The organism is Alteromonas sp. W12 (assembly GCF_001924945.1).
In the GTDB taxonomy this organism is placed as follows: Bacteria; Pseudomonadota; Gammaproteobacteria; order Enterobacterales; family Alteromonadaceae; genus Alteromonas; species Alteromonas macleodii.
This window is the reverse complement of the sequence record NZ_LQXH01000001.1, coordinates 86,934-112,806: the sequence shown is the minus strand read 5'-3', so window position 1 is coordinate 112,806 and position 25,873 is coordinate 86,934. Positions and strand designations below refer to the sequence as shown.

The 25,873-nt window shown below is 45.8% G+C and carries 24 protein-coding genes; 6 read left to right on the top strand and 18 right to left on the bottom strand.

The window, feature by feature from the left end; translation table 11 throughout:
* Positions 1–5: 5 nt before the first annotated feature.
* The 4 genes from AWH61_RS00480 to AWH61_RS00460 form a co-directional block, all read right to left on the bottom strand.
* On the bottom strand, positions 6–2,897 hold the full coding sequence (locus tag AWH61_RS00480) for a nitrate reductase (RefSeq protein ID WP_075175958.1): 2,892 nt from the start codon (positions 2,895–2,897) through the stop codon (positions 6–8).
* An 87-nt stretch (positions 2,898–2,984) separates the two neighbouring features.
* Complete coding sequence (gene nirD / locus AWH61_RS00475) at positions 2,985–3,356, bottom strand: nitrite reductase small subunit NirD (RefSeq protein ID WP_014975661.1); 372 nt, start codon at positions 3,354–3,356, stop codon at positions 2,985–2,987.
* A 36-nt stretch (positions 3,357–3,392) separates the two neighbouring features.
* Positions 3,393–5,942, bottom strand: a complete 2,550-nt coding sequence (gene nirB / locus AWH61_RS00470) for a nitrite reductase large subunit NirB (RefSeq protein ID WP_014948235.1) — start codon at positions 5,940–5,942, stop codon at positions 3,393–3,395.
* A gap of 310 nt (positions 5,943–6,252) precedes the next feature.
* Positions 6,253–7,818, bottom strand: a complete 1,566-nt coding sequence (locus AWH61_RS00460; protein WP_014978293.1) for a SulP family inorganic anion transporter — start codon at positions 7,816–7,818, stop codon at positions 6,253–6,255.
* A 434-nt stretch (positions 7,819–8,252) separates the two neighbouring features.
* Here AWH61_RS00460 and AWH61_RS00455 point away from each other — a divergent pair, with 434 nt between their 5' ends.
* Both AWH61_RS00455 and AWH61_RS00450 read left to right on the top strand, forming a co-directional pair.
* Complete coding sequence (locus tag AWH61_RS00455) at positions 8,253–8,540, top strand: hypothetical protein (RefSeq protein ID WP_014948232.1); 288 nt, start codon at positions 8,253–8,255, stop codon at positions 8,538–8,540.
* 344 nt (positions 8,541–8,884) lie between these two features.
* Positions 8,885–10,225 carry a nitrate regulatory protein gene (locus AWH61_RS00450; protein WP_039224912.1) on the top strand — a complete coding sequence of 447 codons (1,341 nt, stop codon included), beginning with the start codon at positions 8,885–8,887 and terminating at the stop codon, positions 10,223–10,225.
* A gap of 82 nt (positions 10,226–10,307) precedes the next feature.
* Here AWH61_RS00450 and AWH61_RS00445 read toward each other — a convergent pair whose 3' ends face one another.
* From AWH61_RS00445 to AWH61_RS00420, 6 genes are all read right to left on the bottom strand, one after another.
* The gene (locus tag AWH61_RS00445; RefSeq protein ID WP_014948230.1) at positions 10,308–10,511 is read right to left on the bottom strand and encodes a helix-turn-helix transcriptional regulator; all 204 of its coding nucleotides are present in this window, start codon (positions 10,509–10,511) and stop codon (positions 10,308–10,310) included.
* Positions 10,504–10,986: a hypothetical protein gene (locus tag AWH61_RS00440; RefSeq protein ID WP_014948229.1), complete on the bottom strand. Its 483-nt coding sequence runs from the start codon at positions 10,984–10,986 to the stop codon at positions 10,504–10,506. Before AWH61_RS00440 ends, AWH61_RS00445 begins: the two co-directional genes overlap by 8 nt.
* A gap of 377 nt (positions 10,987–11,363) precedes the next feature.
* On the bottom strand, positions 11,364–12,005 hold the full coding sequence (locus AWH61_RS00435; protein WP_075175957.1) for a nucleotidyltransferase family protein: 642 nt from the start codon (positions 12,003–12,005) through the stop codon (positions 11,364–11,366).
* Positions 12,006–12,007: 2 nt separating this feature from the next.
* The gene (locus AWH61_RS00430) at positions 12,008–12,700 is read right to left on the bottom strand and encodes a phosphatase PAP2 family protein (RefSeq protein ID WP_014975656.1); all 693 of its coding nucleotides are present in this window, start codon (positions 12,698–12,700) and stop codon (positions 12,008–12,010) included.
* Positions 12,701–12,731: 31 nt separating this feature from the next.
* The gene (locus AWH61_RS00425) at positions 12,732–13,052 is read right to left on the bottom strand and encodes a BolA family protein (protein ID WP_014948226.1); all 321 of its coding nucleotides are present in this window, start codon (positions 13,050–13,052) and stop codon (positions 12,732–12,734) included.
* 5 nt (positions 13,053–13,057) lie between these two features.
* Positions 13,058–13,699: an alpha-ketoglutarate-dependent dioxygenase AlkB family protein gene (locus tag AWH61_RS00420; RefSeq protein WP_075175956.1), complete on the bottom strand. Its 642-nt coding sequence runs from the start codon at positions 13,697–13,699 to the stop codon at positions 13,058–13,060.
* 317 nt (positions 13,700–14,016) lie between these two features.
* Here AWH61_RS00420 and AWH61_RS00415 point away from each other — a divergent pair, with 317 nt between their 5' ends.
* Both AWH61_RS00415 and AWH61_RS00410 read left to right on the top strand, forming a co-directional pair.
* The gene (locus tag AWH61_RS00415; protein WP_075175955.1) at positions 14,017–15,249 is read left to right on the top strand and encodes a methyltransferase; all 1,233 of its coding nucleotides are present in this window, start codon (positions 14,017–14,019) and stop codon (positions 15,247–15,249) included.
* 49 nt (positions 15,250–15,298) lie between these two features.
* Entirely contained in the window at positions 15,299–15,907 is a 609-nt protein-coding gene (locus AWH61_RS00410) for a peptidylprolyl isomerase (RefSeq protein WP_014975652.1), read from the top strand.
* Between the two features lie 37 nt (positions 15,908–15,944).
* Here AWH61_RS00410 and AWH61_RS00405 read toward each other — a convergent pair whose 3' ends face one another.
* The 5 genes from AWH61_RS00405 to efp all read right to left on the bottom strand — a co-directional run bounded on the left by AWH61_RS00405 (position 15,945) and on the right by efp (position 21,657).
* The gene (locus tag AWH61_RS00405; protein WP_075175954.1) at positions 15,945–16,463 is read right to left on the bottom strand and encodes a GNAT family N-acetyltransferase; all 519 of its coding nucleotides are present in this window, start codon (positions 16,461–16,463) and stop codon (positions 15,945–15,947) included.
* A gap of 99 nt (positions 16,464–16,562) precedes the next feature.
* Positions 16,563–17,180: a gamma-glutamylcyclotransferase gene (locus AWH61_RS00400; RefSeq protein WP_075175953.1), complete on the bottom strand. Its 618-nt coding sequence runs from the start codon at positions 17,178–17,180 to the stop codon at positions 16,563–16,565.
* Between the two features lie 169 nt (positions 17,181–17,349).
* The gene (locus AWH61_RS00395; protein WP_075175952.1) at positions 17,350–19,860 is read right to left on the bottom strand and encodes a TonB-dependent receptor; all 2,511 of its coding nucleotides are present in this window, start codon (positions 19,858–19,860) and stop codon (positions 17,350–17,352) included.
* Positions 19,861–20,033: 173 nt separating this feature from the next.
* On the bottom strand, positions 20,034–21,023 hold the full coding sequence (gene epmA / locus AWH61_RS00390; RefSeq protein ID WP_283932287.1) for an elongation factor P--(R)-beta-lysine ligase: 990 nt from the start codon (positions 21,021–21,023) through the stop codon (positions 20,034–20,036).
* Between the two features lie 64 nt (positions 21,024–21,087).
* Positions 21,088–21,657, bottom strand: coding sequence for an elongation factor P (gene efp, locus AWH61_RS00385; protein ID WP_014948217.1), 570 nt, complete (start codon positions 21,655–21,657; stop codon positions 21,088–21,090).
* A gap of 36 nt (positions 21,658–21,693) precedes the next feature.
* Here efp and epmB point away from each other — a divergent pair, with 36 nt between their 5' ends.
* Complete coding sequence (gene epmB / locus AWH61_RS00380; RefSeq protein ID WP_075175950.1) at positions 21,694–22,719, top strand: EF-P beta-lysylation protein EpmB; 1,026 nt, start codon at positions 21,694–21,696, stop codon at positions 22,717–22,719.
* A 1-nt stretch (position 22,720) separates the two neighbouring features.
* Here the strand turns inward: epmB and AWH61_RS00375 are convergent, their stop codons facing one another.
* Entirely contained in the window at positions 22,721–22,912 is a 192-nt protein-coding gene (locus tag AWH61_RS00375; protein ID WP_075175949.1) for a hypothetical protein, read from the bottom strand.
* A gap of 279 nt (positions 22,913–23,191) precedes the next feature.
* On the opposite strand from AWH61_RS00375, the gene AWH61_RS00370 reads away from it, so the two are divergent.
* Positions 23,192–23,524, top strand: a complete 333-nt coding sequence (locus AWH61_RS00370) for a hypothetical protein (RefSeq protein WP_014975645.1) — start codon at positions 23,192–23,194, stop codon at positions 23,522–23,524.
* Positions 23,525–23,626: 102 nt separating this feature from the next.
* Here AWH61_RS00370 and AWH61_RS00365 read toward each other — a convergent pair whose 3' ends face one another.
* Both AWH61_RS00365 and AWH61_RS00360 read right to left on the bottom strand, forming a co-directional pair.
* Positions 23,627–24,922 carry a YfiM family lipoprotein gene (locus AWH61_RS00365; RefSeq protein ID WP_075175948.1) on the bottom strand — a complete coding sequence of 432 codons (1,296 nt, stop codon included), beginning with the start codon at positions 24,920–24,922 and terminating at the stop codon, positions 23,627–23,629.
* A 178-nt stretch (positions 24,923–25,100) separates the two neighbouring features.
* Positions 25,101–25,802: an HAD family hydrolase gene (locus tag AWH61_RS00360; RefSeq protein WP_075175947.1), complete on the bottom strand. Its 702-nt coding sequence runs from the start codon at positions 25,800–25,802 to the stop codon at positions 25,101–25,103.
* Positions 25,803–25,873 lie beyond the last annotated feature (71 nt).

The window sequence follows — 25,873 nt, the reverse complement described above, 5'->3', positions numbered from 1 at the left end:
CGCTCCTAAACAGATTGAATTTCAATGACTAAATGCTTGTCTATCAGCTGAGACAAGGCGGGCTTGCACGAGCCACAATTCGTACCACACTTTAATGCTTCACCAAGCTCTGCCACCGAACTACAGCCTTCTTCGATGGCATGTGTAATGGTTTTTTCGCGCACTTCAAAGCAGCTACAAACTACATCACCATTTAAAAATGCGTCGTCTACTTGGCCTCGTAATAAATTGCGCTGTATGTCTGTAGAAATAGATGTGTTGAGAAGGCTGGCGAGCCATTCGTTAGGTACTGACCATGTGCTTTTTGAATGTGGCGCTGACTGCGCTGTTGTATGTGCGGCTGCTGGTGCCCTTCCACCCTTTTCTGGCTCATCGCCCAAAAACGCCGCGAAACAAAGAGTGTCATCGACAAGCGCAAGGCATACTGAGTATGTATGATGATGAAACTGCAATAGCACCGCGTTTTGCGGCAGCAGAGGTATCAACCCTTGGGTAAAATCTCGACGACCTTTGTTCGAAGCAACATTCAATACTGATAATGCTGCATCCGAGTTATTTAAAGGTGAAGACGCCTCTGTGCTTTCAAGCGGTGTCGTATTCCAGTAATCACACGCATGCTTTAGCGCGTCTTCACTAAAGGGATTAAGTTTTGAATTATGCGCTGATTGGTTTACTGATGAAACAAAGAGCTTGCCGTAGGTAGTGAAATGAGCAGGCGCGATAGCTACCGCCGCGTGTTTTAACTCTGGCTGCCCTGAAATAGGGTCTACCGCGCTGGCGTAAAGTGCGCCTAGTTTACTGTGCGAACCCCATTGCGCCGACCAGTGAATGGGAATGAATACTTCCCCTTTGCGCATATCCGTATCCATTTTTACCGGGTAGATAACAGGAGTGTCTTTACATACTGCACTTGAAAGAGAAACAAGATCTCCGCTTTCAACGCCCAATTTAGCAGCGTCTTTAGGGTTGATATACACGTTAGCACTTGGCATATGAGCCAGTAACCTTGCCGCTTTACCCGTGCGTGTCATGGTATGCCACTGATCTCGCGCTCGCCCGCTGTTCACAACAAAAGGATAAGCGTCTGATGTCACCTGCAATGGCGCTTTGTAAGTTACGGGAATAAGCCTAGCCTTGGCGTTGGGTGTTGAAAACTGCTTGTCTTCAAAAGGACGTTTACTGGTAAGGCTAGGTTGAGAATTAGAACTGGCCGTATTCTCAGCTTTTTTAACTGTGTGAAAGGGCCACTGCAAAGGCGATAGCCCGTTGTATTGAGCTTCACTTAACGCTTGTAAAGGTGACAGGTCTAATTGTCGTTTACCGTTATTTTGATAGCCGGTTAGCCCAGCGTATTCGCAGAATATTTGTGACGGATGGGTAAAACTAAATGCCTCGCCAAAGCCCATTTTACCCGCCACTTCGCACAGTATTTGCCAATCGTGTTTTGCACTACCTGGTGGAGGCAATATACCGCGCTGACGTGATATACGGCGCTCTGAGTTTGTTACCGTGCCGTCTTTTTCCGACCACCCCGTGGCAGGAAGGGCAATGTGCGCGTAGTTAAGCGTATCGTTAGACTCAACAATATCAGACACCACCACCATGTCACACTTTGAAAGTGCGCGCTCAACTTGACCGCGATTTGGCATACTGACAACAGGGTTAGTCCCCATTATCCAAACGAACTTTACCTTTCCACTCTCAATTGCATTAAACAAATCAACTGCTTTAAGCCCCTGCCCTTTAGGCATGACGGGTGCATTCCAATAGGCTTTAACAGCGCTGATATGATCAGGGTTTTCAAGGTCCATATGAGCAGCTAGCATATTGGCTAACCCACCAACTTCACGCCCTCCCATGGCATTGGGCTGGCCAGTAATTGAAAACGGGCCACAACCGTCTTTAGCAATTAAATCCATTGCTAAATGACAGTTGATAATGGCTTGGGCTTTATCCACACCAGCAGAAGACTGGTTTACGCCCATAGAATAAAAAGTAATTGCGCTAGAGGCTTTGCAGAAGGCATCAAAAAAGGCCTTAATACTGTTAACGTCCAGGTCGCATACTTCAGCAACGTCATCTAACGTTAAAGCATTTGCACTATTGAGCGTTTCATCAAGCCCCTCTGCAAAGGTCTCAACGGCGGATTTGTCTATTCGACCTTGCGCGTTTGCATAGCTGAGTAAACCGTTAAATAGCGCTACGTCGCTACCCGGCTTTATAGGAAGGTGTAAATCGGCAATGGTACAGGTTTCGGTTTTGCGTGGGTCAACAACAATGACCTTCATATTCGGATTTTTCAGCTTTGCTCGCTGAATGCGTTGAAAAAGCACTGGGTGCGCCCACGCCGCATTACTTCCGGTGATCACCAGTAAATCTGTACATTCCAAATCGGTGTAATCGCAAGGCACCACATCTTCACCGAACGCACGCTTGTACGCGGCAACGGCTGATGACATACATAGGCGTGAATTCGTATCGATATTGGCACTGCCGATGTAACCTTTCATAAGCTTATTGGCAATGTAATAGTCTTCGGTGAGAAGCTGACCCGATACATAAAAAGCAACGGCATCCGCGCCATACTGCGCAATGGTAGAGGTGATCTTATCCGCAATCACATCGGTGACCGTGTCCCAATCCACCGATTGACCTGCCATGGTTGGGTGAAGCAAACGTCCGTTTACGTCGTTTGTTTCAAGCAGGTTTGTTCCTTTAACACACAATCTTCCATAATTGGCGGGATGCTCTGGCGTGCCTTTAACAGTGTCCAGGGTTATGGCACGCGGACTTACGTTGCAACTGATATCTACACCACACCCTACGCCGCAGTATGGGCATGTTGTTTGTCTTAATTGTTCAGACATCATGTCGGGTTGTCGTGTAGGCATATTCATTTCATTACCTTTTTCGATTTCACAGCTTTTGAATGCATTTGGCTAGAAGGCTTTTTTCATGTGGGTGTTCAAATAAAGGCAGTTTGCTTAAACGCCCACAAAAACCTTTTCGCCCTCTACCTTCACAGCGTAAGCCGTGACGGAAACATCGTCGTGTTCTTTACACAGCCCGGTTTCTAGAAAGTAATGCTCTTTGTATAAAGGCGAAGCGACAACAGGCGCACCGCCTATCGACCCTAGAAGCCCGCGATAGAGTACGTTTGCTTTACCAATAGGGTCGTAGTTACTAATGGCGAAAACCTGGGTTTCGCCGTTTATCTTCAAACTGAAAATTGCCACTTGCTGTGAGTCGACAAGGGCGCAAACCCCACTGTTTGTCACTAAGTCGTTCGTCTCACAAACATAGTGCCATTGCACTTGCTGTGGTTCTGACGCCATTACATTTTGCGCTGCTGACATAATTTGATTCTCCTAACAGGGTTGATAAGCCGGTGGCTATACCATAGAGACAGGAATGAACTGATCTTTACCTGCTACTTTTTCAGCTTCAGTAGCTGGGCGAACCTGGCCTCGCTCTGAAACAAACTGAATATTGGTGTCGCTAGCATTGCTGTTTACGAATTGACGGAAACGCTTGCGCGACTCAGGGTTTTCAATGGTGGTTTTCCATTCGCACTGATAAGCATCAACCACAGCATCCATCTGTGCTTCAAGCTCACCATTAATGCCAAGAGCATCGTTTATCACAACGTCTTGCAGGTAAGCTAACCCACCTTCTAAGTTGTCCATCCACACCGATGTACGCTGTAGGCGATCAGCCGTTTTCACGTAAAACATCAGCACGCGGTCGATGTACTTAATAAGGGTTTCGGTATCTAGGTCGGTGGCAAACAGGTCTGCATGTCGAGGCTTCATGCCGCCATTCCCGCAAACATACAGGTTCCAGCCTTGCTCGGTAGCAATAACGCCAATGTCTTTGCTTTGGGCTTCTGCGCACTCACGGGTACACCCCGAAACGGCAAATTTAATTTTGTGCGGCGCACGTAAGCCTTTGTAACGATTCTCTAAGTCAATGGCAGTGCCAACAGAATCCTGAACACCGTAGCGGCACCATGTGCTTCCCACACAGGATTTAACAGTACGCAGTGCCTTCGCGTAAGCATGGCCGGTTTCAAAACCACCAGCGACCAGTTTTTCCCAGATATCAGGTAAGTGCTCTACGCGCGCTCCAAATAAATCAATGCGCTGACCACCCGTGATTTTGGTGTACAAGTTGTATTCTTTTGCCACTTCGCCGAGCAGAATTAACTTCTCAGGCGTTATTTCGCCACCAGGTACACGCGGTACAACGGAATACGTGCCATCTTTTTGCATGTTGCCAAGGTAGATATCGTTGGTGTCTTGCAGAGGAAGATGTGAAGCCTTAAGAATGTAGTCATTATACACCGAGGCTAAAATTGAGCCGACAGCGGGCTTACAAATTTCACACCCTAGACCTTCACCATGCTGCTCTAGTAGCTCGTCAAAGGTGCGAATGCCGTTTACCTTAACAATGTGAAATAGCTCTTGTCGGGTATGGTTGAAGTGCTCACAAATGGCTTTTGATACTTCCACACCGCGCTTTTCAAGTTCGCTATCCACAACATTTTTAAGTAAGGCAGCACAACCTCCACACCCTGTGCTGGCTTTGGTTTCGCCTTTTACATCGCCAACGCTACAACAGCCGCCTTCAATGGCTGAAACAATATCGCCCTTTGTCACATTTAGGCATGAACAAATAGACGCGGTGTCTGGCAGTGCATCGGCACCTAGCGCCGGTGCAGCATCGGATGAGGGCAGAATTAGGCTTTCTGGGTGTTCAGGTAATTCAATATTATTAAGTGCATACTGTAGGAGCGTGTCGTAGTCGCTGGTATCGCCAACGAGTACAGCACCAAGCACGTACTTTTGCTCGCTATCTACCACCAGCTTTTTGTACACGCCTTCTGGCTGATTTAAATAGGTGTAGCTAAGCGCACCGACTGTGCGTTCATGAGCATCGCCAATTGAGCCCACTTCCACACCCATTAGCTTGAGTTTGGTACTCATATCTGCGCCAGCGAACTCGGCATCACCGCCGGTTATATGACTTACAGCCGTGCGCGCCATGGTATAGCCAGGTGCTACCAGGCCAAATATTTTGTTATCCCACAGCGCACATTCACCCACAGCATAAATGTTTGGGTCAGACGTCACGCAGTGGTTATCAATGACAATACCGCCGCGCTCACCCAGTGTTAGCGCTGACTTTCTGCCGAGCTGGTCGGAAGGTCGAATACCGGCAGAGAATAAAATCATGTCAGTTTCTAGTGCAGTGCCGTCAGCAAACACCATTTTATAGCGGCAGGTATCACCGGCCTCAATAGTTTGCGTTGCCTTTTGGGTGTGAACCGTAACGCCCAATGCTTCAATTTTGTCCTTAAGAACGTTACCACCTGCTTGGTCTAGCTGAACCGCCATAAGCTGCGGGGCAAACTCAACCACGTGGGTGTCGAGACCGGCTTGCTTTAATGCGTTAGCGGCTTCTAAACCCAACAGCCCACCACCAACAACAACCCCTACTTTGCTCACTGCTGCTGAAGCTTCAATAGCGAGTAGATCGTCTATAGTACGGTACACCAAGCAATGCTCTTGATCGTTGCCAGGGATGGGTGGCACAAATGGGTATGAGCCCGTAGCTAACACAAGCTTATCGTAGCTAAACACCTGCCCTTCAGAAGTCGTCACTTTATTATTGTCACGGTCTATATCGGTAACCAAGGCATTGGTAACTACGTTTACGCCCCACTCGGCGTACTGAGCGGGTGTAGTGAGCGCTAAGTCATCAGCACTCGCGCCGCTAAAAAAAGACGACAGATAAACGCGGTCGTACGCAAGGCGTGACTCGCCGCATAAAACGGTTATTTCTACATTGGCATCGCTTTGGTGAAGCTGCTCAACAAAATGATGCCCCACCATGCCGTTGCCTACGACGACAATTTGCGTTTTTGAGTCCAATGAAGTCATGGTATTCCCCTTTTTTCGGGACAAAAAAAGCCCGCTTCAACTTTCGTTGATGCGGGCTTCGTTGCCTATTTTGCCAACGGTTTAGGTCGGCTAACACATTTTACGGAGTGTTATAAATCACACAATTTTCAGCGATTGACACAAATCACCAAAACACACTTTACGTTTATAGCTATCCAAGTTCAGTGCCAAAACCGTAAACAATTGTTTTTATTTGATTTACTACAAAATAAGCATTATTCAGACTTCACAACTGCACCAAACAAACGCAAAACTGTGTTTACTTGGTGCATTAAGGCTTTCAAATAACTTAGGCCAGCTTATCCGTCGCTACGCGGTAGCGAGGATCTTCAACCACATTGATTTCAACAAACTTATCGGCCTTGCGAAGCAGTGAGCGACACTCATCACTGATATGGCGAATGTGTAGCTTTTTACCCTGCTCTTCGTATTTGTCAGCAAGGGTATCTAGCGCATCGATACCTGATGAATCCCAAATGCGAGAGTCTTTAAAGTCAATGACTACATCATTAGGGTCGTTGGCGATATCAAACAGGTCTTTGAAATGCGATACCGAGCCAAAGAACAGCGGGCCGTCTAGCTCATAGACTTTCCAACCGTCGTTATCGATATGGGATCTCGCTTCAATATGACGAGCGTGTTTCCATGCAAACACCAGTGCTGAGACGATAACACCCACAACAACCGCAATAGCCAGGTCAGCGATAACGGTAACGCCTGTTACTAGGAAAAGTACGAACGCATCTTCTTTATTTACGCCGCGAATAATTCTGAATGACGCCCACTCAAATGTAGCGATAACCACCACGAACATAACGCCAACAAGGGCAGCGAGAGGAATCATTTCAATTAGCGGAGCAGCAAATAGAATAAAGCCTAATAATACAACCGCCGCGGTGATACCAGACAAGCGGCCACGGCCACCAGAGTTAATATTAATCATACTTTGGCCAATCATAGCGCAACCGCCCATACCGCCAAAGAAACCGTTTACGGTATTTGCAACGCCTTGGCCAACGCACTCTTTGTTGCCGCGCCCGCGGGTATCTGTCATTTCATCAATTAATGAAAGGGTAAGGAGCGATTCAATAAGACCAACCAAGCAAAGAATGACTGAGGTAGGCAGAATGATCATGAAGGTTTCCCAGGTGAACGGCACCATAGGAATAGCAAAGCTAGGAAGCTCACCGGCTAGCGTTGCGGTATCGCGCTGGTCAGCTGGTAGCAAGTCACGAACAAAGTCGATTACAGTACGCGCTTCAAGGTCAAGACCATGTACTAACAAGGTCACCGTAACAATCGCAACCAGCGACGCCGGTACAGCTTTGGTTAGCTTTGGCAATAAATAGATAATGGCCATGGTTAGCGCCACAAGCCCTAGCATCCAATATAACAGCGTACCTTCCATCCACTGTAATTCACCGGCTGCGTTAGTGACTTTGAACTGGCCTAACTGCGCCAGGAAAATAACAATTGCCAAACCATTTACGAAGCCTAGCATTACCGGATATGGCACCAGTCGAATAAACTTCCCGAGCTTGAAAATACCGCACATTATTTGCAGTAAACCAGCCAAAATAACCGCGGCAAATAAATACTGCACGCCGTGTTGGGCAACCAGTGCCACCATTACAACGGCCATGGCGCCGGTAGCACCAGAAATCATTCCTGGTCGGCCGCCAATAGCGGAAGTGATTAAGCCCATCATGAAAGCCGCATAAAGACCAATCATTGGTTCTACGCCGGCCACAAATGCGAATGCAACGGCTTCAGGGACCAAGGCAAGCGCCACGGTAATACCTGATAGCACGTCGTTTTTAACGTTGCTGTCTTTACTGGTAATTAAATCGAACATGTTCTCTCAGAAGCTAAGATGTTAAACACAACAACCCACCGTGGCGTAAGCTGCGCAAAAGCAGAACACCAAGTAGGTAGGAGATTTTTTCGGCGATTCTATCACCATTGTAGCTCAAAATCTTTTAATAGATTGTTACTAGGGCCTGTTGAACGTTGATGTGCAGCAAAGATCAACAGGCCCCAGTCCGAACTACTTGGCGCTTACGTGATAAGCACAGGGCTCTTCGCCCCTTTCCTAATGCTGTGAGCTTGTCAATTTTTCATGTACGGTCTCAGGGCTTAATTTAATAGCGAATGCTGACAAATTACATCGTACATGGCATCGTATAATGGTTTTTATTAACCGCGTCGTTCAATGCGCTTCGATTTCTAATACGGGGCTACGGTAAGACGTCGCAATAAGGCACAAGTCTTATTCAACGAGGAGTTAAAGTGGTACCTTATATTCTGACTATTTTGTGCGTGCTAGTGGCAGGCGCTATTCATTGGATGTCGCCGAAGGCTTATTGGAAAGCCACTATCATGTCGACCGCCGTTATCTTATTGTTTTCTGTAGCTGCACTATTTATTTTTAAAGCATCAGGGATGTTAGTAAGCGAGCACACTGGCGAGAATGCTGATTTTTCTGGACAAATGCTAACCATCACCACAATGATTGCCTTCTTCGGTTTCTTAATATCACTGTTTGTAGGTTGGTTTCTTCGCGTAGTCAGAAACTAATCTGGAAAGCAAAACCACAGATTTTGCGAGGCTGCACCATTTTGGCGCAGCTTCTTCTCTCCCAACGCCGCTAACCTTCCCGTCTCCCCTTATAAAGTCACCTTAAGTTAAAATTCCAGCCGAACCACATGCCGCGAAATGTCAGCACTCCGGGCGTTTTTGTTCACTCTAACGCTTATCTTCATTAATTCTAATAAACAGGGCATAAGTGTTGCTTGGTACACGTATTGCTCTGCTGAGTGCAGGGGACTAAGAGCAAAGAGTTTCAAAAAACGTTTCGCCAATAGATGCACTCATCAATAGAAAATTCGAAACGTGTGTACCGAAGATTAGCAGGCCTTAACATGCTTCATGAACCAGAACAGACCATTGCGCTTTGTAGCGACGCCACTAAGCGCTTTTTGCTAGCGGCCAAGCACGCCGAAATAACCGTGCTTGAGCAATTATCTAGTAATTGTCGAATTGTAATTGCCGTTCGAGAACTCATTCATGAACTGCAAAAAGAGCGTGGAGCCAGCAATATCTTTCTTGCTTCAAAAGGCGAGCGTTATGCCGCTGAGCGAATGCAATACGTCAGTGCTAGCGAGCAAGCGGAGTCAATGTTGAAAAGCCACTTGAAATCGCTCTACCTGACAGATGAGATCACCACGGGTAACCCGCGGTTGTTGAGCAGCATTACACTTGCTATGCAGGCGACGGACTACCTGCCCAGACTGAGAGAACAGGTAAGCAAGCAGCTGCTGACACCACTGGAATCCACACGAGCATATAGTCGTCTAGTTGCCAGTTTACTTACGGTTATTTTTGAAGCGGCAGATATTGCAAGCGACCCAACAATCACTCGCTTATTGGTTGCACTGTTCAACTTTATGCAGGCAAAAGAATACGCTGGGCAGGAGCGGGCGTGGGGCGCTATTGGTTTCGCTGAAACTCATTTCGATGTTCGCCTTTGTGAAAAGCTGGCCGCGCTTCAGCATGCCCAAGAACATCACTTCAGTATATTCTGTGAGTTTAGCTGTAAGCCGCATAAAGATGCATTAGACGCGTTGAACAAAAGCCCTGCTGCAATCGATATTACACAACTTAGAAATATGATTGCACAGCTTGGTGACGGCAGTCCGATTGCCGGAGAAATATCGGAAGTTTGGTTTGATGTAGCAACACGTCGAATGGATGCAATGCAGACTATCGAAGTGGCGCTCACTGAGGCCCTTACTCAGCAAGCTAACAGTAAAGTGGCCGATGCAAAAAATGAGATGGCCAATCATCAGCAGTTGCTTACGCGCTTCAATGATGAACACGCTACTGATGGCTCACCGCTCACCTTATTGTTCGATCCAAGTATGCCTGGACTCGCGGAAGACACTAAAGAAGACGAAATCAAAACGCTGTCACTTAACGAGCAAACGAAGACTTTATCTGCTCACCGCTCTTTTTATGATTTACTGCGTTCACAGGCCCAACACATAGAAGATATGGGGCGGGAGCTCGAAGAGGCCAAGCGCGCAATACAGGAACAAAAACTGATTGGGCGAGCAAAACTGGTAGTAATGGAGCAATTCGGATTAAGCGAAAATAACGCGTATCGGCGACTGCAAAAACAAGCTATGAGCGAAAATACGACCATAGCGGCTATTGCCGCTAAGATCGTAAATATTACAACGAAAAACTCAGCAGGAAGGTAAATTCCGGCTCAACACAAATTCCGACTTTTTGTGCAGCGCCCTTTAATAGGCTTCCACTACAGAATATTTCCAATGTATCGATTTATTTAAGTGCGAATACTTGCTCAACTGGAATAGCAAAATATTCGGCAATTTTTAGAGCAATAACTACCGATGGTGTGAAACGTCCGGTTTCCACGGTACTTATGGTTTTTCTGGAAACACCTATCGCATCAGCTAACTCTTGCTGAGAGATTTTATGTTGCAATCGGAGCTTGTGAATGTGGTTATCTAAATCTTCATTCATCTAGCTCTTCCTCGCGCAACTTCCACAAAATGGACGTTCCATGAGCAGCCGCGGCTACACCAAGTAAGACTTGAAGAGCATTGGTAATCTCAAAGGGAGCAATTACTTCTACAAACCACCTACTGTCCCCCCAAAAAGCGAGAATCAGTGTGCCGAAAATCAGTATATGACAGGTAATGCGCAAGCTAAATGAGCTGACGTAGTCCACATATTCATCGTCAAATGTTAGTGTCCAAAAACCCAACCGGGATATATTTTTGGCAAACTTCGTTGATTTAATACCTAATGCTACGCAGTAAATGGCACTTGCTAATGAAGCTACCTCTAATGCCCAGTGAATAACTGAGTCTGTATTGCCAATTACAGCTAATGCAACTTGGAATAGCACAAATAAAGCTAAGGCGAGACTGACTTTACCCGTGATTGTTAAATACTCTTGTTCCGTCTCTGGTGGTACCAAAATTGATGTTGCCATTTTTAAATTCCCTATTATTAACGGCGCATTGATGCCGATTAAAGCTCACTGCGTTCTAATGTCACATATGATACCTAAACGGATCATATGTAACCCTTAGGTATCAATGATACCCAAAGGTTACATGAATGCAAGTTTTTTATGCAACACACGTGTGCCGCGTTTACTGTAACTACGTTCTTTCGTAATTTTTTCGACGATAGGTGCAGAGGAAATGCCGGGATAAATTGGCTAATTCGTAATGCTTTACTGATAGTATGAATGCAGAAATGAACAATGTATTGTTGTGCAGAAGAAAGTTTATTATGGCTTTGATTAATCAAAGTATAGTCTGAAACATTGCGTGCCAATTCGTACAAATATGTACTGCTTTCCAGTTATTTATGAACTTTCAACAAAGGCCAAACAGTAAGCCAATTCTTAGAAGCTAGTCGCTGTTTAAAAACTTCGGGCCTTGGATATTTTGGGTTAATACTTATGGTGCCGGCGAAGTTTGCTTCCAAACCAAATGGCGCGAGTATGTCTAAATCATCATTGGCTAAAAGACGAACCGCAACACAGGTTTCTCGTTCTATCCAATAAGAAATAGCGTCGTGGCAATTTTGATAGGGAGCGTGCTCGTGAGCTACGTGCATACGCGCTTGGTTTTTAACTTGCCAATTAGCTTGAGGAACCATACGCGCTAGCTCGCGTTCTATGGCTTGTTCTTGTGCTTTTAGTCCTAGTTTGACGGCTGCAGAATTTGATGAGTAAGCTTGCGGTTGAGGTACTGATTCCAATGTATTATCGGCACTCGCAACACTTTGCGGCGGATTAATTTCACCACTAAAGTAAATTACATCAATATCGTTAAGCGGAGTTGGTGTCGCTCTTGCGTGTAACTCATCCCATATGGCATTTCGAACAAATCCAGCACCAATGTACCCTTGCGGTAAATCGAGCGCTCTCAAAGCGCGAAGGCAACGCATGCGAAAAGGATCCCGCTTAATAATGTCGCCTAGCCGTTTGAGATCTTGCACGTTTAACCTTCGTCTTTTATACGCAGTTTGCGTTTCCACTTGATGATATAAAAGCAAAAGGCAGCCATACTGCCACCAGCAAACCACCCTGCAATAATGTCGCTAGGCCAATGCACGCCCAATAAAATGCGGCTTAAGCCAATACAAAATACAAGAAAGGTGGCTGCCATGTAGATCCACACTTTTACTGAAGCGTTTTGCGTGAAGTACGTTAACAAATAGGCGATATAGAAATAAACAAGCGTAGATAAGGTAGCATGTGCAGAAGGGAAGCTTTGTGTATACACACTTACATCCTGCATGGGCAGCGGAGGACGAGGCCTGTCGATGCCAGCTTTGAGTAAGAAAGTCGTTGCGATCCCCACGGCAACAGCAATCAAAAAAGTCAGTGCCTTTTTCTTTTCACCGGCCATCGCCAAGGCTCCGGCAACTGAAATCGTGACAAAGATAAGTGCCGTATTACTGCCTAACGCGGTGATATCGCGAAGCGCGTCTTCTTTCCAACCCGACACATTGCCTGCTTCGCTAATTACATTGAATAAAGCATTGTCAAACGTAGTCAGCACGCCCATGTAGACAAACAACATCATAAGCAAAAAACCGGTGCCAAGTAGTAACACCTGAATAGAGGGTGTTTTAATGATGTCTAAGTAAGAGGCTAGCGCGCCGCTGTTTTTCGTTTCACTGCTTGTCATAAATCTACTTCCATTTAGTACAAAAAGAGCGTTATTGGTCGTGCTTGCTACCACCTAGGCAGTTTGGCGATACCATAGATTGCCCACCTCGAGCTTCCCACTCTGTAGGCGTATACGTGTGAAGTGCCAACGCATGAACAGGCCCCTGCAGCGCTTCAGCCGCAAGACCGTTAATTTCTCTGTGTCTCGCTATTAAGCGCTTGCCCTCAAAAGCATCGCTCACTACCGTTACTTTGAAATGACTTTGAGCCCCCTCTGGAACATTGTGCATAAAACTCTCATCTACAACCTCGAGAAAACTCGGGTTAAGTGCAGCTTCAATCGTAGTTTCCAGAAACGCTTTTACTTGCATTTGGCTTACCTTGTTCTGTGAATAAGATGTCGGAATGTAAGATTAATTCTACCACCGATAGGCTTAGCCGTCTTCGCAATACCGTGCACATAATGACTTTGTGTTGTTCCTGCCATAATTAATACACTGCCGTGCTCAAGCACCTGAGTATACTTTTCCTTGGTTTCTTTGTGCTTAAAAACAAAGGGCCTTGCTTCACCTAAGGTGACGGATGCAATAACCGGGTTTATACCCAACTCAGGCTCATCATCTGAATGAAAGCTCATGCTATCTTGTCCGTCACGATACCAATTCGCTAACACACTGTTGAACTTTGTGTTTTGGGTTGGAGCACATAGCGCTTCACAACAATCTTTAATACTTAAAAGGCTGTTCGTCCACGGATTTGGCGACATGGTTAAATTCGAATAGGTATAGGTGCAATCGTCATCGCCGTGCCAGCTCTGAAGGCGGGGAATTTTTACCGGCTTGCCAAACAATCTGATCGAGTCCTGACGCCAGGGTAACTCGGCCTTCAGTAACTCAAAAAAAGTATCTGCATCATTTTTTGATAGCGCCTGAGGAAAATAAGTGACATCGCCCTCTGACAGCGGGAGCTTATGAGATGAGCTATTGTTTTCTGGGGTCTCGAAAAGAGAAAACTGCATGCGTAACTATGATATTTCCGGTGATTTTTAATTTTGGCTATGGGCACTTGATCTCAAAAGTGCTTAAACACACCTTTGAAGCTCCCCCAATTACACCTTAATTACGCATGCATTGCTAATGTGGATTTTTCTGCGAGCTATAAAAGTGATTCTTCCACCATTACATTGTCACCATCAACATTGCACGGCATAAGAATAACACGTTATTGGTTAGAGCCGCGTGGCTGATATGATAAGATAGGCAACGCGTACATAAACCAAATAGGCATTCCCAAAAGTATGTGAGTGCTTTGAGCCTTCTCTGAAAACAGACTCCAATGAATACAGAATTTATTTTTGCCGACCGACAATTCTCGCTTATTCGCTACCCTGAAAAGCACCAGCACATAAGCCTTCAAGCATGGGATAGCGCTGATGAACTCGTTATTGAGCACATTGAGAGCTTATTAAGTGAAGCGTCGCTTTCAATTGGCAGTTGTGACAATGATGGCTCAATGATGATTTTTAACGACGATTTCGGCGCGTTAGGTTGTTGGTTTTCGCACTTAGCACCTTACTGGGTATCTGACTCCTACATATCTTTGCGATCACTCTCTGTGAATTTAAAAGCCAATCATTTACTGGGTAATGCAGAAACGAGCAATAAAAACGGCCTGCTAACCGCGCCGCTGAAAACCTTGACTAGCGTGCAAAGCTTAACGTTTAAGCCAGAAAAGGCGCCGAGTCTTGTTGTGCTGAAGGTCCCCCGCGCCCTTGCACTTCTTGAACAGCAGCTTATTGATTTACAAAAATATATAACACCTGACACGCGTGTTATCGCAACCGGTAAAGTGAAGACCATCACAAAATCCGTACTCAACCTATTTGAACGATATATTGGCCCCACCACCACGTCCCTTGCCAAGAAGAAATCGCGGCTTGTGTTCGCTTCGCCTCGTGAGTCAATAAAACTATCTGACTCGCCCTATCCGACGCGCTGGCAGTGTAAAAGTACGATGGGAACGGCGTTAACTATAGACAATCTGGCGAATACGTTTTCCCGACAGTCATTAGATATAGGCGCTCGCATTATGCTTGAACATATGACGGTGAGCGCTAATGATGTGGTGGTAGATTTAGGCTGCGGCAACGGAGTACTGGGGGTTAATGCCCTTTCTCTTGCCCCTGATGCCAAAGTAATATTTGTGGATGAGTCCTATATGGCGTTAGAAAGTGCCAGACTCAATGTGCTCAACAACTTCCCGGATAAAATTGATCAATGTGAGTTTGTTGCAAGTAATTGCCTTGAAACATTAATCAATAGAGAGAATAAACCTGCTGTTACCAAAATTCTGTGTAACCCACCGTTTCATCAACAAAACGCAATCACTGACCATATTGCATGGCAAATGTTCACTGATTCCCGGGACGTACTTATTAAAAGCGGTCACTTAGTGGTGGTTGGTAACCGACACCTCGACTATCACATTAAACTTAAAAAGTTGTTTGGTGGCGCCAAGGTACTTGCGAGTGACAAAAAGTTCGTTATCTTAGGCACTGCAAAAAGATAAGCGATCAAAAAACATGCGCGAATTAAGGAAAACATTTAAAGGCATTTTTATGAAGAAAATACTTTTATCACTGCTGACCGCCATCATGCTAATAGGCAGCAGTTCACCCGTTATGGCCAAGAAAGACGATGGGTCTCAGGTTCAGCCAGATAACTATTACCCTCGGGTGAAAATAGAAACCACCATGGGCGATATTGTGGTTGAACTGGACAGAAGACGTGCGCCAATTACCGTAAATAACTTTCTTCGTTATGTTGATAAGCGCGCCTACGAAGACACCATTTTTCACCGCATCGTGCCTGGTTTTGTTGTGCAAGGTGGTGGTTATACGGCAGACTTCAACGGCAAGTCGAACTTTCCAGATATCTTCAATGAGTCTGGTAACGGTTTGACTAACGACCTGCACACCATTGCAATGGCAAGACAAGGTGACCCGCATACCGCAAACCGACAATTTTTCTTCAACGTGAATGACAACAGCAGCTTAAACCCCGGAAGAGACTGGGGCTACGCGGTTTTTGGCGTAATTGTTGAAGGCGAAGATATTGTTGATGCCATGTCGGAAGTAGAAACTGAATATTCGATTCGCCTTAACGCGAATAACGTACCCATTGAGCCGATCATTATTAAAAAGATGACCGTGTTACCGCCCTTGTAGCGATTAACAGATACAAACAGCCATAAAGAGCAATGCTTTATGGCTGTAATTCCAACCTGAACAAATGCTGCTTTGGGAACGTTTTGTCGAAGTAAAAGCCCTGCTTGTTAAATCCTAAGCGCTGTAAAAGCTTCTGCGACGCCATATTTTCTGGGTGCGTCATGGCTGTTAAAAAACGATAGCCCTTAGAGGCAGACCACGCTATAACACACTGACATGCCTCATAACATATACCCTTGCCTCTTGCTTCAGGCAGCATGGCAAAGCCTAAATCTGGACATTCAAATGCAAAACGATTGAAGAGACCACAAACCCCTAACGGTTGTTTGGTTTCGGTTAATTCGACAGCCAGCAGGCCATATCCCCACTCTTCGCGCTGCGCATTTGTTTTGCCAATGTAGTCACACGCATCGTCTACTGTATGGACATTTTTACTTCCAATGTATCTAAGCCATAGCGGGTCCTGCTGCAGCGCAAGTACCCAGTGTTTATCATCAAAAGTAAGCGGCCGTAGCGTTATTTTATCGTTTGTAAAAATAGCGGTGTTTGTGTTCACACTAATCCTTTTAGCAAAGTTTTTATGACGCGCATGTAGTACTCGCTTTTGTACCTCTACATTTGAATGTATAACTAGAAGTAAGACCTAAGGCAAACACTATCTCTTTGATAGAAGCCTGTCTATGTGCTCAAAGTGGTCTGGGTTGACCACTGCCGCGCGGGGGTACTTCGGGTTCGCTCTGTCGTTTACTCTTGGGTGCTCCCACAACGATGTATGGACGATAAATCGCTCGGCTTCCTCTATACCACCGTGCTCTAAGCATCCACTCAAGCATGTATCTACGTACGTTTGATGTACGGGATAGGCGTCATTTGCCTGTGTACAGTCGAGTGTTTCGCAAATCCAAAAGGTAAATTGTGCAAGCACATCGTCTAGAGACGCAGAACCCTTGTGTTGATGAAAGTTGAGTGCTTTAGCGCTTACTTCGACAAACCGATAGTCTTTTTCTCTCTCCTGTAAGGCAGGGTTAATTTGTGTTGGGATAAGCTGGGCGTTTAATTTGCTATGCGCATTGGCCACGGCGCCAACGTAAGTCTGCTTTTCATGAAGACTTCGCGTCACCCATGCCCTTTCGAATCCAGAAACCGTCACAGGGATCCCTGGTGTAAAAATGTTGGAGTAGCGCTCTCGGCTGTCTTTGCTAAGTAAGCTTCCATAACCTAACACCATGTGTTTTTCGGTTTGCGTACTTAACCAATTCGCTATGTCATTCATTTTCACCTCTACTTCACAACCGCTCGACGTTTACCATCTTAAGCATGTTTATCTTTGCAGTTTATTCAACTGAAAAAAATCGTACTGACCACTTTCCCCTAGTATAAAAAAAGGCGATGTACTGAGAGCCCCAATACATCGCCTTGTATACCGCAGTGGAGTTGTTTAATTAAAACAACGCTCTCACACCCATAGTAAAGTTTCTACCTGGAAGCGGTGCTTGGTCTTTTAAGAAAGATGTATGAACACGGGCTTCCTCGTCAGTTAGGTTTTCACCGCGCGCAAACACTACCCAGTCAATGCCCTGCGTGCCAAACTCATATTGCACGCTTGCGTTAACCAAGGTGTAGCCGTCGGTTGCAGTCTCAAATGACGCAACTTCATTTTGGTCGTCGTACCACGTAAAGCCCACGTCAGCACTTAAACCATCGTTCACGTAGCTTAATTCACTACCAAAGCGCATAGGCGGCGTGCGCGGAAGGTTGTCGTCTTCTATTTCTGCGCGGATATAGTCACCAAATACGGTTAAGCGTAGCGTGTCTGATAAATCAACGTAAGTTTCTGCTTCGAAGCCCCAAATGTCAGCGTCAGCTTGTTGGAAGTAATAGATAGGCAAGCCTTCTTCATCGCCGTGTTCATCATGTCCATGTTCTTCGTGCTCGCTTTCTAATCCTTCCTCTTCGTGCTCATCGTGTTCTTCGTGCTCGCTGAGCGCAATTAAGCCTGTGCTTGTTTGGAAGATATAGTCATCTGCCTGATTGTAGAAGAACGACGCACTGTAGCCCCAGCTTCCAGTAAACTTACGGAAAGTAATATCCAAGTTGGTGCTAACTTCCTCGTTAACACTTCTTAAGTCTTCTTCAATATGGCCTTCCTCGTCCATATCAAATACTAGACCTACTTCGTAGCTTTGGGTTGCTAAGTGCTGGCCTGCAGAAAAGAGTTCTTGCTGGCTAGGCGCGCGTTCGCTGCGTGATAAAGTCACTGCAATAGAGTGACCTTCCTGGTATTCCCAGTTAGCGCCCGCTGAAAGCGACAGGCTGGTGAAGTCATAATCAGGGAAGTTGAAAGCAACAACGTGCTCTTCATGTTCTTCACCCTCATGCTCTTCATCGTGCTCTTCGCCTTCGTGCTCCTCACCTTCATGCTCATCATGTTCTTCATGTAAAACGTCAAGTTCTACTTCGCTTGCGTCAGCATCCAAAGTCGTTCGCTCTAGTCGGCCACCAAGCTCAAAGGTTACATCACCTACTTTCTTTTGTTCTATAACATAAAGTGCGTAGCTCGATGTGGTATTAGCGGGGGTAAAGGCTTCTTCGCCTACGGCATTGTAATCGCTATGATTAAACTGTAGCCCGAATACGCCGTGCCAGCCGTTCACTTCTTCGTGGTAAGCAGAAAGACGGATATCGCTCGACTCATTAGTAAATACAGTACCTGGTTCACCGTCTTCAATTTCAGCATGTTCGTAATCGGTGTAGGCTGCGGCAAACTTAAGGTTTGTAAGTCCACGTACTGGAGAGTGCCACTCACCGGCTGCTTGATAACGGGTCATATCTACATCAAGTAACACGCCTTCTTCAGCGTGTTCTTCATGATCATGTTCTTCAAGATCGTGGTCTTCGCCCTCATGCTCTTCATCGTGCTCTTCCTCACCATGAGCATGACTATGGCCAGGTACGCCATATTTATTGTCGAGTTGTTCAACAGCAAAACCGAAGTAGCCTTCTTCGGCCACGTAAGATAAACCTGCAACGACGTTACGCGTCTCCATTGCGCTGCTTTCTAGGACACCGTTTGGTTCATCTTCATCGGGTTCGATAGACGCAAAGCCCGGAATATCCGCGTTGTCTGTATCGCGATAAAACCCGTCGACATGCCATACAATATTGCCACTGCCACCCGTTACATCTGCACGGGTATACGAGCCGTTATTCACTGTGCTGTAGCTAGTTTCAGCTTCGCCTTCTACGCCGTCTAACTGATACTGAGGAATACGTTTGTCAACTACGTTAACCACACCACCAATAGCGCCACTGCCGTATTGAAGCGTCGCAGGACCGCGAAGTACTTCCACCTGCGTTGCACTTGAGAGTGTGGTAGCGACATTGTGATCTGGACCTACTCGAGATACATCAGATACATCCAAACCGTTTTGAACAATCTTGACACGCGGGCCATCGTTACCGCGAATAACTGGGCTGCTTGAAACCGGGCCAAAATAAGTGCTGTGCACACCAGGCGCGTTTTTTAGGGTTTCCCCTAAGGTTGGTGCTTCTATTTTACGTAATTTTTCAGCACCAATTACGGTCACTGGCGTAACAGATTCCAGTACTGATGATTGAAGCGCATTGGCGGTAACCACGATATTTTCGACGGATGCAGGCTTTAAAACGAAGTCTACATTTTGATCCGTATTTACGTCGCCTAAGTCGTTATCACCATGAATGTAGTTAGAAGAATAAACATGTAAATGAATATGTGGCTGCTTTACATCGTCAAAACGGTAAATACCATTTGCATCGGTGTATGCTACACGGCGGCTGCCTTCAATCTTTACTTCAGCCCCTGCAACAGGTTGCCCTGCCGTGTCGGTGACTTTTCCCGTTACTGTGGTGGCATACACAGGCGCACTTAACAGCCCTGCTATGGACAAACTTAGCAGCGAACGCATTTTCATGGGTATTCCTCTGAGGATGTTATAACATTATCTAGTGATGTTATAACATTTTTCAGCATTGCCGTGCTCATGTCAACCGCAGGCCAATGTAAGTTACCCCTTATCTACGCTAATTTAATGTTTTGTAACTATTTAGGTGCAAAGCCTTCGCTTTTCTGCCCCATTAAAAGTCTCTAAGCTCTGCTTACCGTGAAGTTGATCACTTCTTGAATGTGTTTTGCATTGGTTTTAAGCATAAGCAAACGATCTATGCCCAGCGCCACACCCGCACACGGTGGCAATCCTGCATCAAGCGCGCTTAGAAAGTTTTCATCAATGGGCTTTGCAGGTAAACCCGTTTCTTTGCGTTTCTCGTTATCGGTTTCAAAGCGCTCACGCTGCTCTTTTGCCGCACTTAACTCATGGAAACCGTTAGCAAGTTCAGCGCCTTTGTAATACACCTCAAAGCGCTCGGCAACCCGTTCATCAACTGGGCTCAGTTTGGCAAGCGCCGCCTGAGAAGCAGGGAAATCGTAGATGAAGCACGGTTTTTCGTTACCGATTTTAGGTTCGATTACATAGCTGAATAACAGTTGTAACTTGCTGTCATAACTTAGATTTTGCGGCGCATGAATATCTATGTTCTGCTCTTCCATTGCCTTTAACAAAACGTCGTTATCAGCACTTAACGGGTCAATATTTAAATAGGTTTGAAAAGCTTTCTGATACGTCATCTTATCGGCCGAAGCCGTGTTTAAGGTTTCTTGCAGCAAGGCGTCAACCTCGTCCATTAGCGCAAAATGATCAAAACCTAAGCGGTACCACTCTAGCATGGTAAACTCTGGGTTGTGCCAGCGCCCTTCACCTTCATGGCGAAACGCTTTACACACTTGATAAATACTACCGCTGTCAGCGCACAGTAACCGCTTCATGGCATATTCAGGGGAAGTTTGAAGATACAGCGTAGTTGGCTTACCGGATGAGGCAAAATTGAATTGTGTATCAAACGCGTCTAAATGCTCATCGGTAACCGTACCGTTTGAAAGTAAAGGCGTATCGACCTCTAACACGTTTCTTGCGTAAAAAAACTCACGGATTGTTCTGAGTAATTCTGCTCGCGCAACACGGGCTTCATGAGTGGTAGTAGGCTGCCAAGATTGCATGTATTCAAACCTAAGAAGAATAGCTAAAACAAAAAACCGGTACACTAAGGCACCGGCTTTACACGTATACAGAATGTCTCAGATATTATTTTTGTGCGCGAGACACGTATTCGCCAGAGCGCGTATCTACACGGATAACTTCGCCTGTTTGAACGAATAGAGGAACGCGAACAACTGCACCAGTGCTAAGCGTTGCTGGCTTACCACCAGTACCTGCTGTATCACCTTTAAGACCAGGATCAGTTTCAGTGATTTCAAGCTCAACGAAGTTTGGCGGCGTTACTGTGATAGGTGAACCGTTCCACAGTGTAATGGTGCAAACGTCGTTTTCTACCAACCACTTGGTATTCTCGCCTACCGCTTTTTCATCTGCAGCGATTTGTTCGAATGTATCGTTGTTCATAAAGTGGTAGAATTCGCCGTCGGTGTACAAGTAGGCAAGTTCCGTATCCATTACGTCAGCGCCTTCTACTGATTCACCTGAGCGGAAAGTTTTTTCTAAAACTTTACCTGAAATAAGCTTGCGGATTTTTACGCGGTTAAACGCTTGGCCCTTACCCGGCTTTACGTATTCGTTTTCTAGAATGTTGCAAGGTTCGCCGTCCAGCATGATTTTCAGGCCGCCTTTGAACTCGTTAGTGCTGTAATTAGCCATAATTCCTCTGTCTAAACATAAGGTACAAAAAGTTTCGTGGAACAAATAATACCTAAAAAACCGATTTCTGTAGAGCATAACTGGCAAAAAGAATTAGCAAGTAGCTTTACTGATCCTGCAAAGCTATTGCAACACTTAGGTTTAGACCAAGAAAAATACGCACAACACATTAAAGCACGTCGTCTTTTTCCTATGCGTGTTCCACGACATTTTGTGGATCTGATGGAAAAAGAAAATCCCAACGACCCGCTGTTTTTGCAAGTCATGCCGCTCAGCGATGAATTCCTAACATCACCCGGTTATAGCGAAGATCCGTTAGACGAGCACGACACCGCAGGCAAAGGCATACTGCACAAATACGATTCTCGCGTGTTGTTAATGGTTCGCACTGGCTGTGCAGTAAACTGCCGTTACTGTTTTCGCCGCCATTTTCCTTACGCCGACAATGCGGTAAGTAAGCACCAATGGCTTGATGTGCTTGAATACCTTCGCAGTAATAACAAAATTAATGAGGTGATTTTTTCAGGTGGCGACCCACTGATGGCGAAAGATGAACATTTGTCGTGGTTAGCCAACGAAATTGCCGCCATTCCCCATATAAAACGCCTGCGTATTCATAGCCGTCTGCCGGTAGTGCTACCAGAACGAATTAGCCATGACTTTGTTGAATGGTTTACCGCATTGCCGCTTCAAAAAGTATTAGTGCTGCATGCAAACCACGCAAATGAGATGTCAGAAACGCTAAAATCCCGATTAAACACACTACGAGAGAGAGGTGTGACCCTACTCAATCAGTCGGTATTGCTAAAAGGCGTAAACGATTCCGGCGATGCCATAAGTGACTTAAGTGAAACGCTGTTTGAGGCTGGTGTACTGCCCTATTACTTGCACGTGTTAGATAAAGTGCAGGGTGCGAGTCATTTTTATGTGAGTGATGATGAAGGCCGCGCAATTATGGAAGAAGCGATAAAGCGCCTGCCGGGCTTCTTGGTGCCAAAACTGGTGAGAGAAATTGGCGGTCAACCCGGCAAAACGCCTATCGACTTACATTTGCATCCGTAACTTACGCGTAGGTATCAATGTTGGCGCCTAACGCGGGGTTTGAAGATGACGTTTTTGGTACGTCAGCGGCTGATTCCAGCAGCTGAAGCGACGCTTTTCCCTCTTGCTCTTGCTGGCTTTTTGCCAACTTAAGAGAGGCCAACTCAAGTGACGCACCGGACGTTCCAGAGGTACTAGTACCTTGTAGATCCATACCATTTTCCTTTGTTGCTTGTAGCAAAGTAAAAAAATGGGCAGAATTGCCCACCCTTACGGCGTGTTGTCCATTACATAAATAGCAAGCGGCTCAATTACCCGCAGACTTCGTAATTTACAACTGACTTCAGGTTATCGGCCTTGAAAGGCGAAACTTTAATCATTATTTACCGTGATACATTCGGCGTAGTATAAATGATAGCTGCGCAATATATATGAACATTAAGTGTGCGGCTAACGCGTGCACCGGATTACATTAGAAAGAAAAGGCGTGACCATGCAACAGAGCCAAGAGATGCAAGCTGTCCATCAACAACTTCAAGAAACACTTCAAACGCTGCACCGCAAAGCTGTTGATGCCGACCAAATACTAGATAGTTTACAGCGCGATCAAAAAGGGAAGTTTGCAGCCGTTTTCGCAGATGACAGTGGGTTTAGCACATCAGCAAAACGCTTTGGTCCATATGTTCAAGAGATTGCAAATGACTGGCAATCGCTAAAGGAACTGGATGATGATGCGGCCAAACAAGCCCTAGCGCCATTAGTTAAAAAAATAGAGCTGGCACTGGTGACCATTGCGCAATTTCAGCAATCCCTATCTAAAAGCTAGCGCGGGCTAAAATATATCTATAAACGAAAAGCCCGCTTTATTTGCGGGCTTTTTTTTGACATTAGCTTCTCGCTTACGGCGAACTCTCACGCGCCTTACCGCTTATTTTTGATAAAGCGGTAGCAAGGCAATTCTCCGCTTAATTTCCTGCACTTCTTTCAAATAGGCTTCACTGTCCACCCGCTGATACTGCTCGGTAAATACTTGCTTACTTAAGCCTTCGGGCAGCCCTTCAATAGGCGGGATGATTTCAAGTTCACTTTGAATGCGCGCAATCGCGTTTTGCACTTCCATCGCTGTATTTGGATGGGTAGCGACCTTTGCAAACTCAGTACCCGACATGTCTGCCGCTAAGTCTACAAAGCTATAGCCCGAACCACCGTTGCCCCTGTCCATTAGCTCTTTAAACTCACCAATTGCTAGGGACATACCTTGTTCTGCCATTAACTCTAATGCAGCAGAAATAATAAAGTGACGAGCCAAATCGTTGCGCTTGTGCAGCACAGCACCTCTGCGAGGCTTTAACGCTTTTTCGGAATCTGGCTGTATGTCGCCCACTAGAGTCCCAACACGATGATGCCCAACGTAAACCGCTAAAGCGAGGATTACCGCATTATTATGCAGTACTGCATCTTGAGGGGTTTGGCTTTGCTCTCTCGCCCGTGCCATCCCCTCGCGCAAGTATTCAATAAGGGATACCGGTTTACTTGATAAGGCTATTTCTCTACCAGACAAATAACGTAAATAGTACGCTGATAACTGCTGAAGCTCGGTCTGTTCGCTTACCGACATGTTCGACGCCACCACGTTTAACTCGCTTAGCAGCTCATCTAAACGCCCAACATCAAGGGTAAGTTCACCGCTTCTCATGGTCACACGTTCAACCCGCGATAACGCAATGGTGGCTATTTCTGATTGCGTATAAGAGTTCACCGTACGCTCTAAAAACCCAAGTAAAAAACGACCCGGAATGGTTAAGTCGCCAACTTGGACTTGCTCTATACGCAAGCTATCTCCAGGCAGTACTAGTGCTGACGCATTTACATAATAGCCCGTATTGTTGATAGCGTAAGTGACGTTAATGGTTCCCGCCAACGGCGTGATATTCACTACGCCCTTAAAGTCAGGTAATGCACGCTGTAACACACCCACTAAGCTTTCGACTTGGGTTTCGGTGAGCGTAACTTGATGCCCCTCTTCTCGGCGGGAAAACGCCTGTTGCAGCTGACCGAGGAGTTCATTAACGCTATCAGCACCATCTAGCTGTGTGGGCGCTGTCGATGCGACTAATGGCGCTTTTTGCACAGCCATAACCGTAATCGTAGCAACGCTTACTACAAGCAGAACAACAATGATGGCAAGAGTAATCAAAAGCCATTTTACGCTACGCAAAATCATGAGAAATCAGCTGTACCTGTCATAACAATGAATAAAAAATAAGTTAGCGCCTCTGGCGTTCTTTGCTGTAAAACAAAGAAAGTTACGCCCTAACGTGCTGGTTATACTACGTTATCTATTTTCGCGCCACCAGTGACAAGTGGCACGACAAGTCGGCAATTAACCACCACCGCATTCGCTAAAAAACGAGTTCGCAGTCCACCCAGTCTTTCAAGCTTGTATACCGCACTGTGGCACCAGACAAGTCATGATGTTTCGACAAATCCGTGGGTATCACAACGCAGGCTAGGTTTGCAGCAAGTGCCGCTGTCATGCCGGTTTGCGTGTCTTCAATTGCCACACATTCACCGGGTATTTTTCCTAGCTTGTCCATTGCAAGCGCGTAACAATCAGGTGCTGGTTTGCTGTTTTCGACATCTTCCACGGCAACCACGCAAGAAATATAAGCACTTAAACCATACTGAGATAAGGTTTTTTCCACCGACTTTTTACTTCCCCCAGTCACAATGCCAATGGTGTAACCTTTGTTTGCACAATGTTCAATGGTTTCTTTAGCAAACGGCATTAAGGGAAAAGCTTGCTTATCTAAGTAGTCGCTAATGCTTTTGTGTTTTTGCTCTGCTAGCTGCTGCGGCGCTACATCAATATTAAAATGTTCGACGAGATCGACAGCATTTTGCTTTACTGGAATACCCGCCATCACTTCACAATAAAAATCCTCGCTTAATTCAACATCGTACCCCAGCAAAATGTCTTTCCACAGGTCAAAATGTACGGATTCTGAGTCAATAAGGGTACCGTCGTGATCAAATAATAGCGTTGTGGTTTTGTCGCTTACCGCTAACTGGCGGGTTGATGAAGAAACTGAGTGCAATGCCAAAATAAACCTCCTTGCTAGTTCAATACCGGTTTTGAAAACATATTGGGTGTCATCGATACCGAAAAAACGAT

Coding starts and splice junctions, on each gene's coding strand:
- nirB (WP_014948235.1), bottom strand. CDS start 5,942: ATGACTTCATTGGACTCAAAAACGCAAATTGTCGTCGTAGGCAACGGC.
- AWH61_RS00370 (WP_014975645.1), top strand. CDS start 23,192: ATGCAACAGAGCCAAGAGATGCAAGCTGTCCATCAACAACTTCAAGAA.
- AWH61_RS00440 (WP_014948229.1), bottom strand. CDS start 10,986: ATGGCAACATCAATTTTGGTACCACCAGAGACGGAACAAGAGTATTTA.
- AWH61_RS00375 (WP_075175949.1), bottom strand. CDS start 22,912: ATGGATCTACAAGGTACTAGTACCTCTGGAACGTCCGGTGCGTCACTT.
- AWH61_RS00415 (WP_075175955.1), top strand. CDS start 14,017: ATGAATACAGAATTTATTTTTGCCGACCGACAATTCTCGCTTATTCGC.
- AWH61_RS00425 (WP_014948226.1), bottom strand. CDS start 13,052: ATGCAAGTAAAAGCGTTTCTGGAAACTACGATTGAAGCTGCACTTAAC.
- AWH61_RS00365 (WP_075175948.1), bottom strand. CDS start 24,922: ATGATTTTGCGTAGCGTAAAATGGCTTTTGATTACTCTTGCCATCATT.
- AWH61_RS00430 (WP_014975656.1), bottom strand. CDS start 12,700: ATGACAAGCAGTGAAACGAAAAACAGCGGCGCGCTAGCCTCTTACTTA.
- efp (WP_014948217.1), bottom strand. CDS start 21,657: ATGGCTAATTACAGCACTAACGAGTTCAAAGGCGGCCTGAAAATCATG.
- AWH61_RS00445 (WP_014948230.1), bottom strand. CDS start 10,511: ATGAATGAAGATTTAGATAACCACATTCACAAGCTCCGATTGCAACAT.
- nirD (WP_014975661.1), bottom strand. CDS start 3,356: ATGTCAGCAGCGCAAAATGTAATGGCGTCAGAACCACAGCAAGTGCAA.
- AWH61_RS00410 (WP_014975652.1), top strand. CDS start 15,299: ATGAAGAAAATACTTTTATCACTGCTGACCGCCATCATGCTAATAGGC.
- AWH61_RS00480 (WP_075175958.1), bottom strand. CDS start 2,897: ATGAATATGCCTACACGACAACCCGACATGATGTCTGAACAATTAAGA.
- AWH61_RS00450 (WP_039224912.1), top strand. CDS start 8,885: ATGCTTCATGAACCAGAACAGACCATTGCGCTTTGTAGCGACGCCACT.
- AWH61_RS00420 (WP_075175956.1), bottom strand. CDS start 13,699: ATGCAGTTTTCTCTTTTCGAGACCCCAGAAAACAATAGCTCATCTCAT.
- AWH61_RS00400 (WP_075175953.1), bottom strand. CDS start 17,180: ATGAATGACATAGCGAATTGGTTAAGTACGCAAACCGAAAAACACATG.
- AWH61_RS00460 (WP_014978293.1), bottom strand. CDS start 7,818: ATGTTCGATTTAATTACCAGTAAAGACAGCAACGTTAAAAACGACGTG.
- AWH61_RS00395 (WP_075175952.1), bottom strand. CDS start 19,860: ATGAAAATGCGTTCGCTGCTAAGTTTGTCCATAGCAGGGCTGTTAAGT.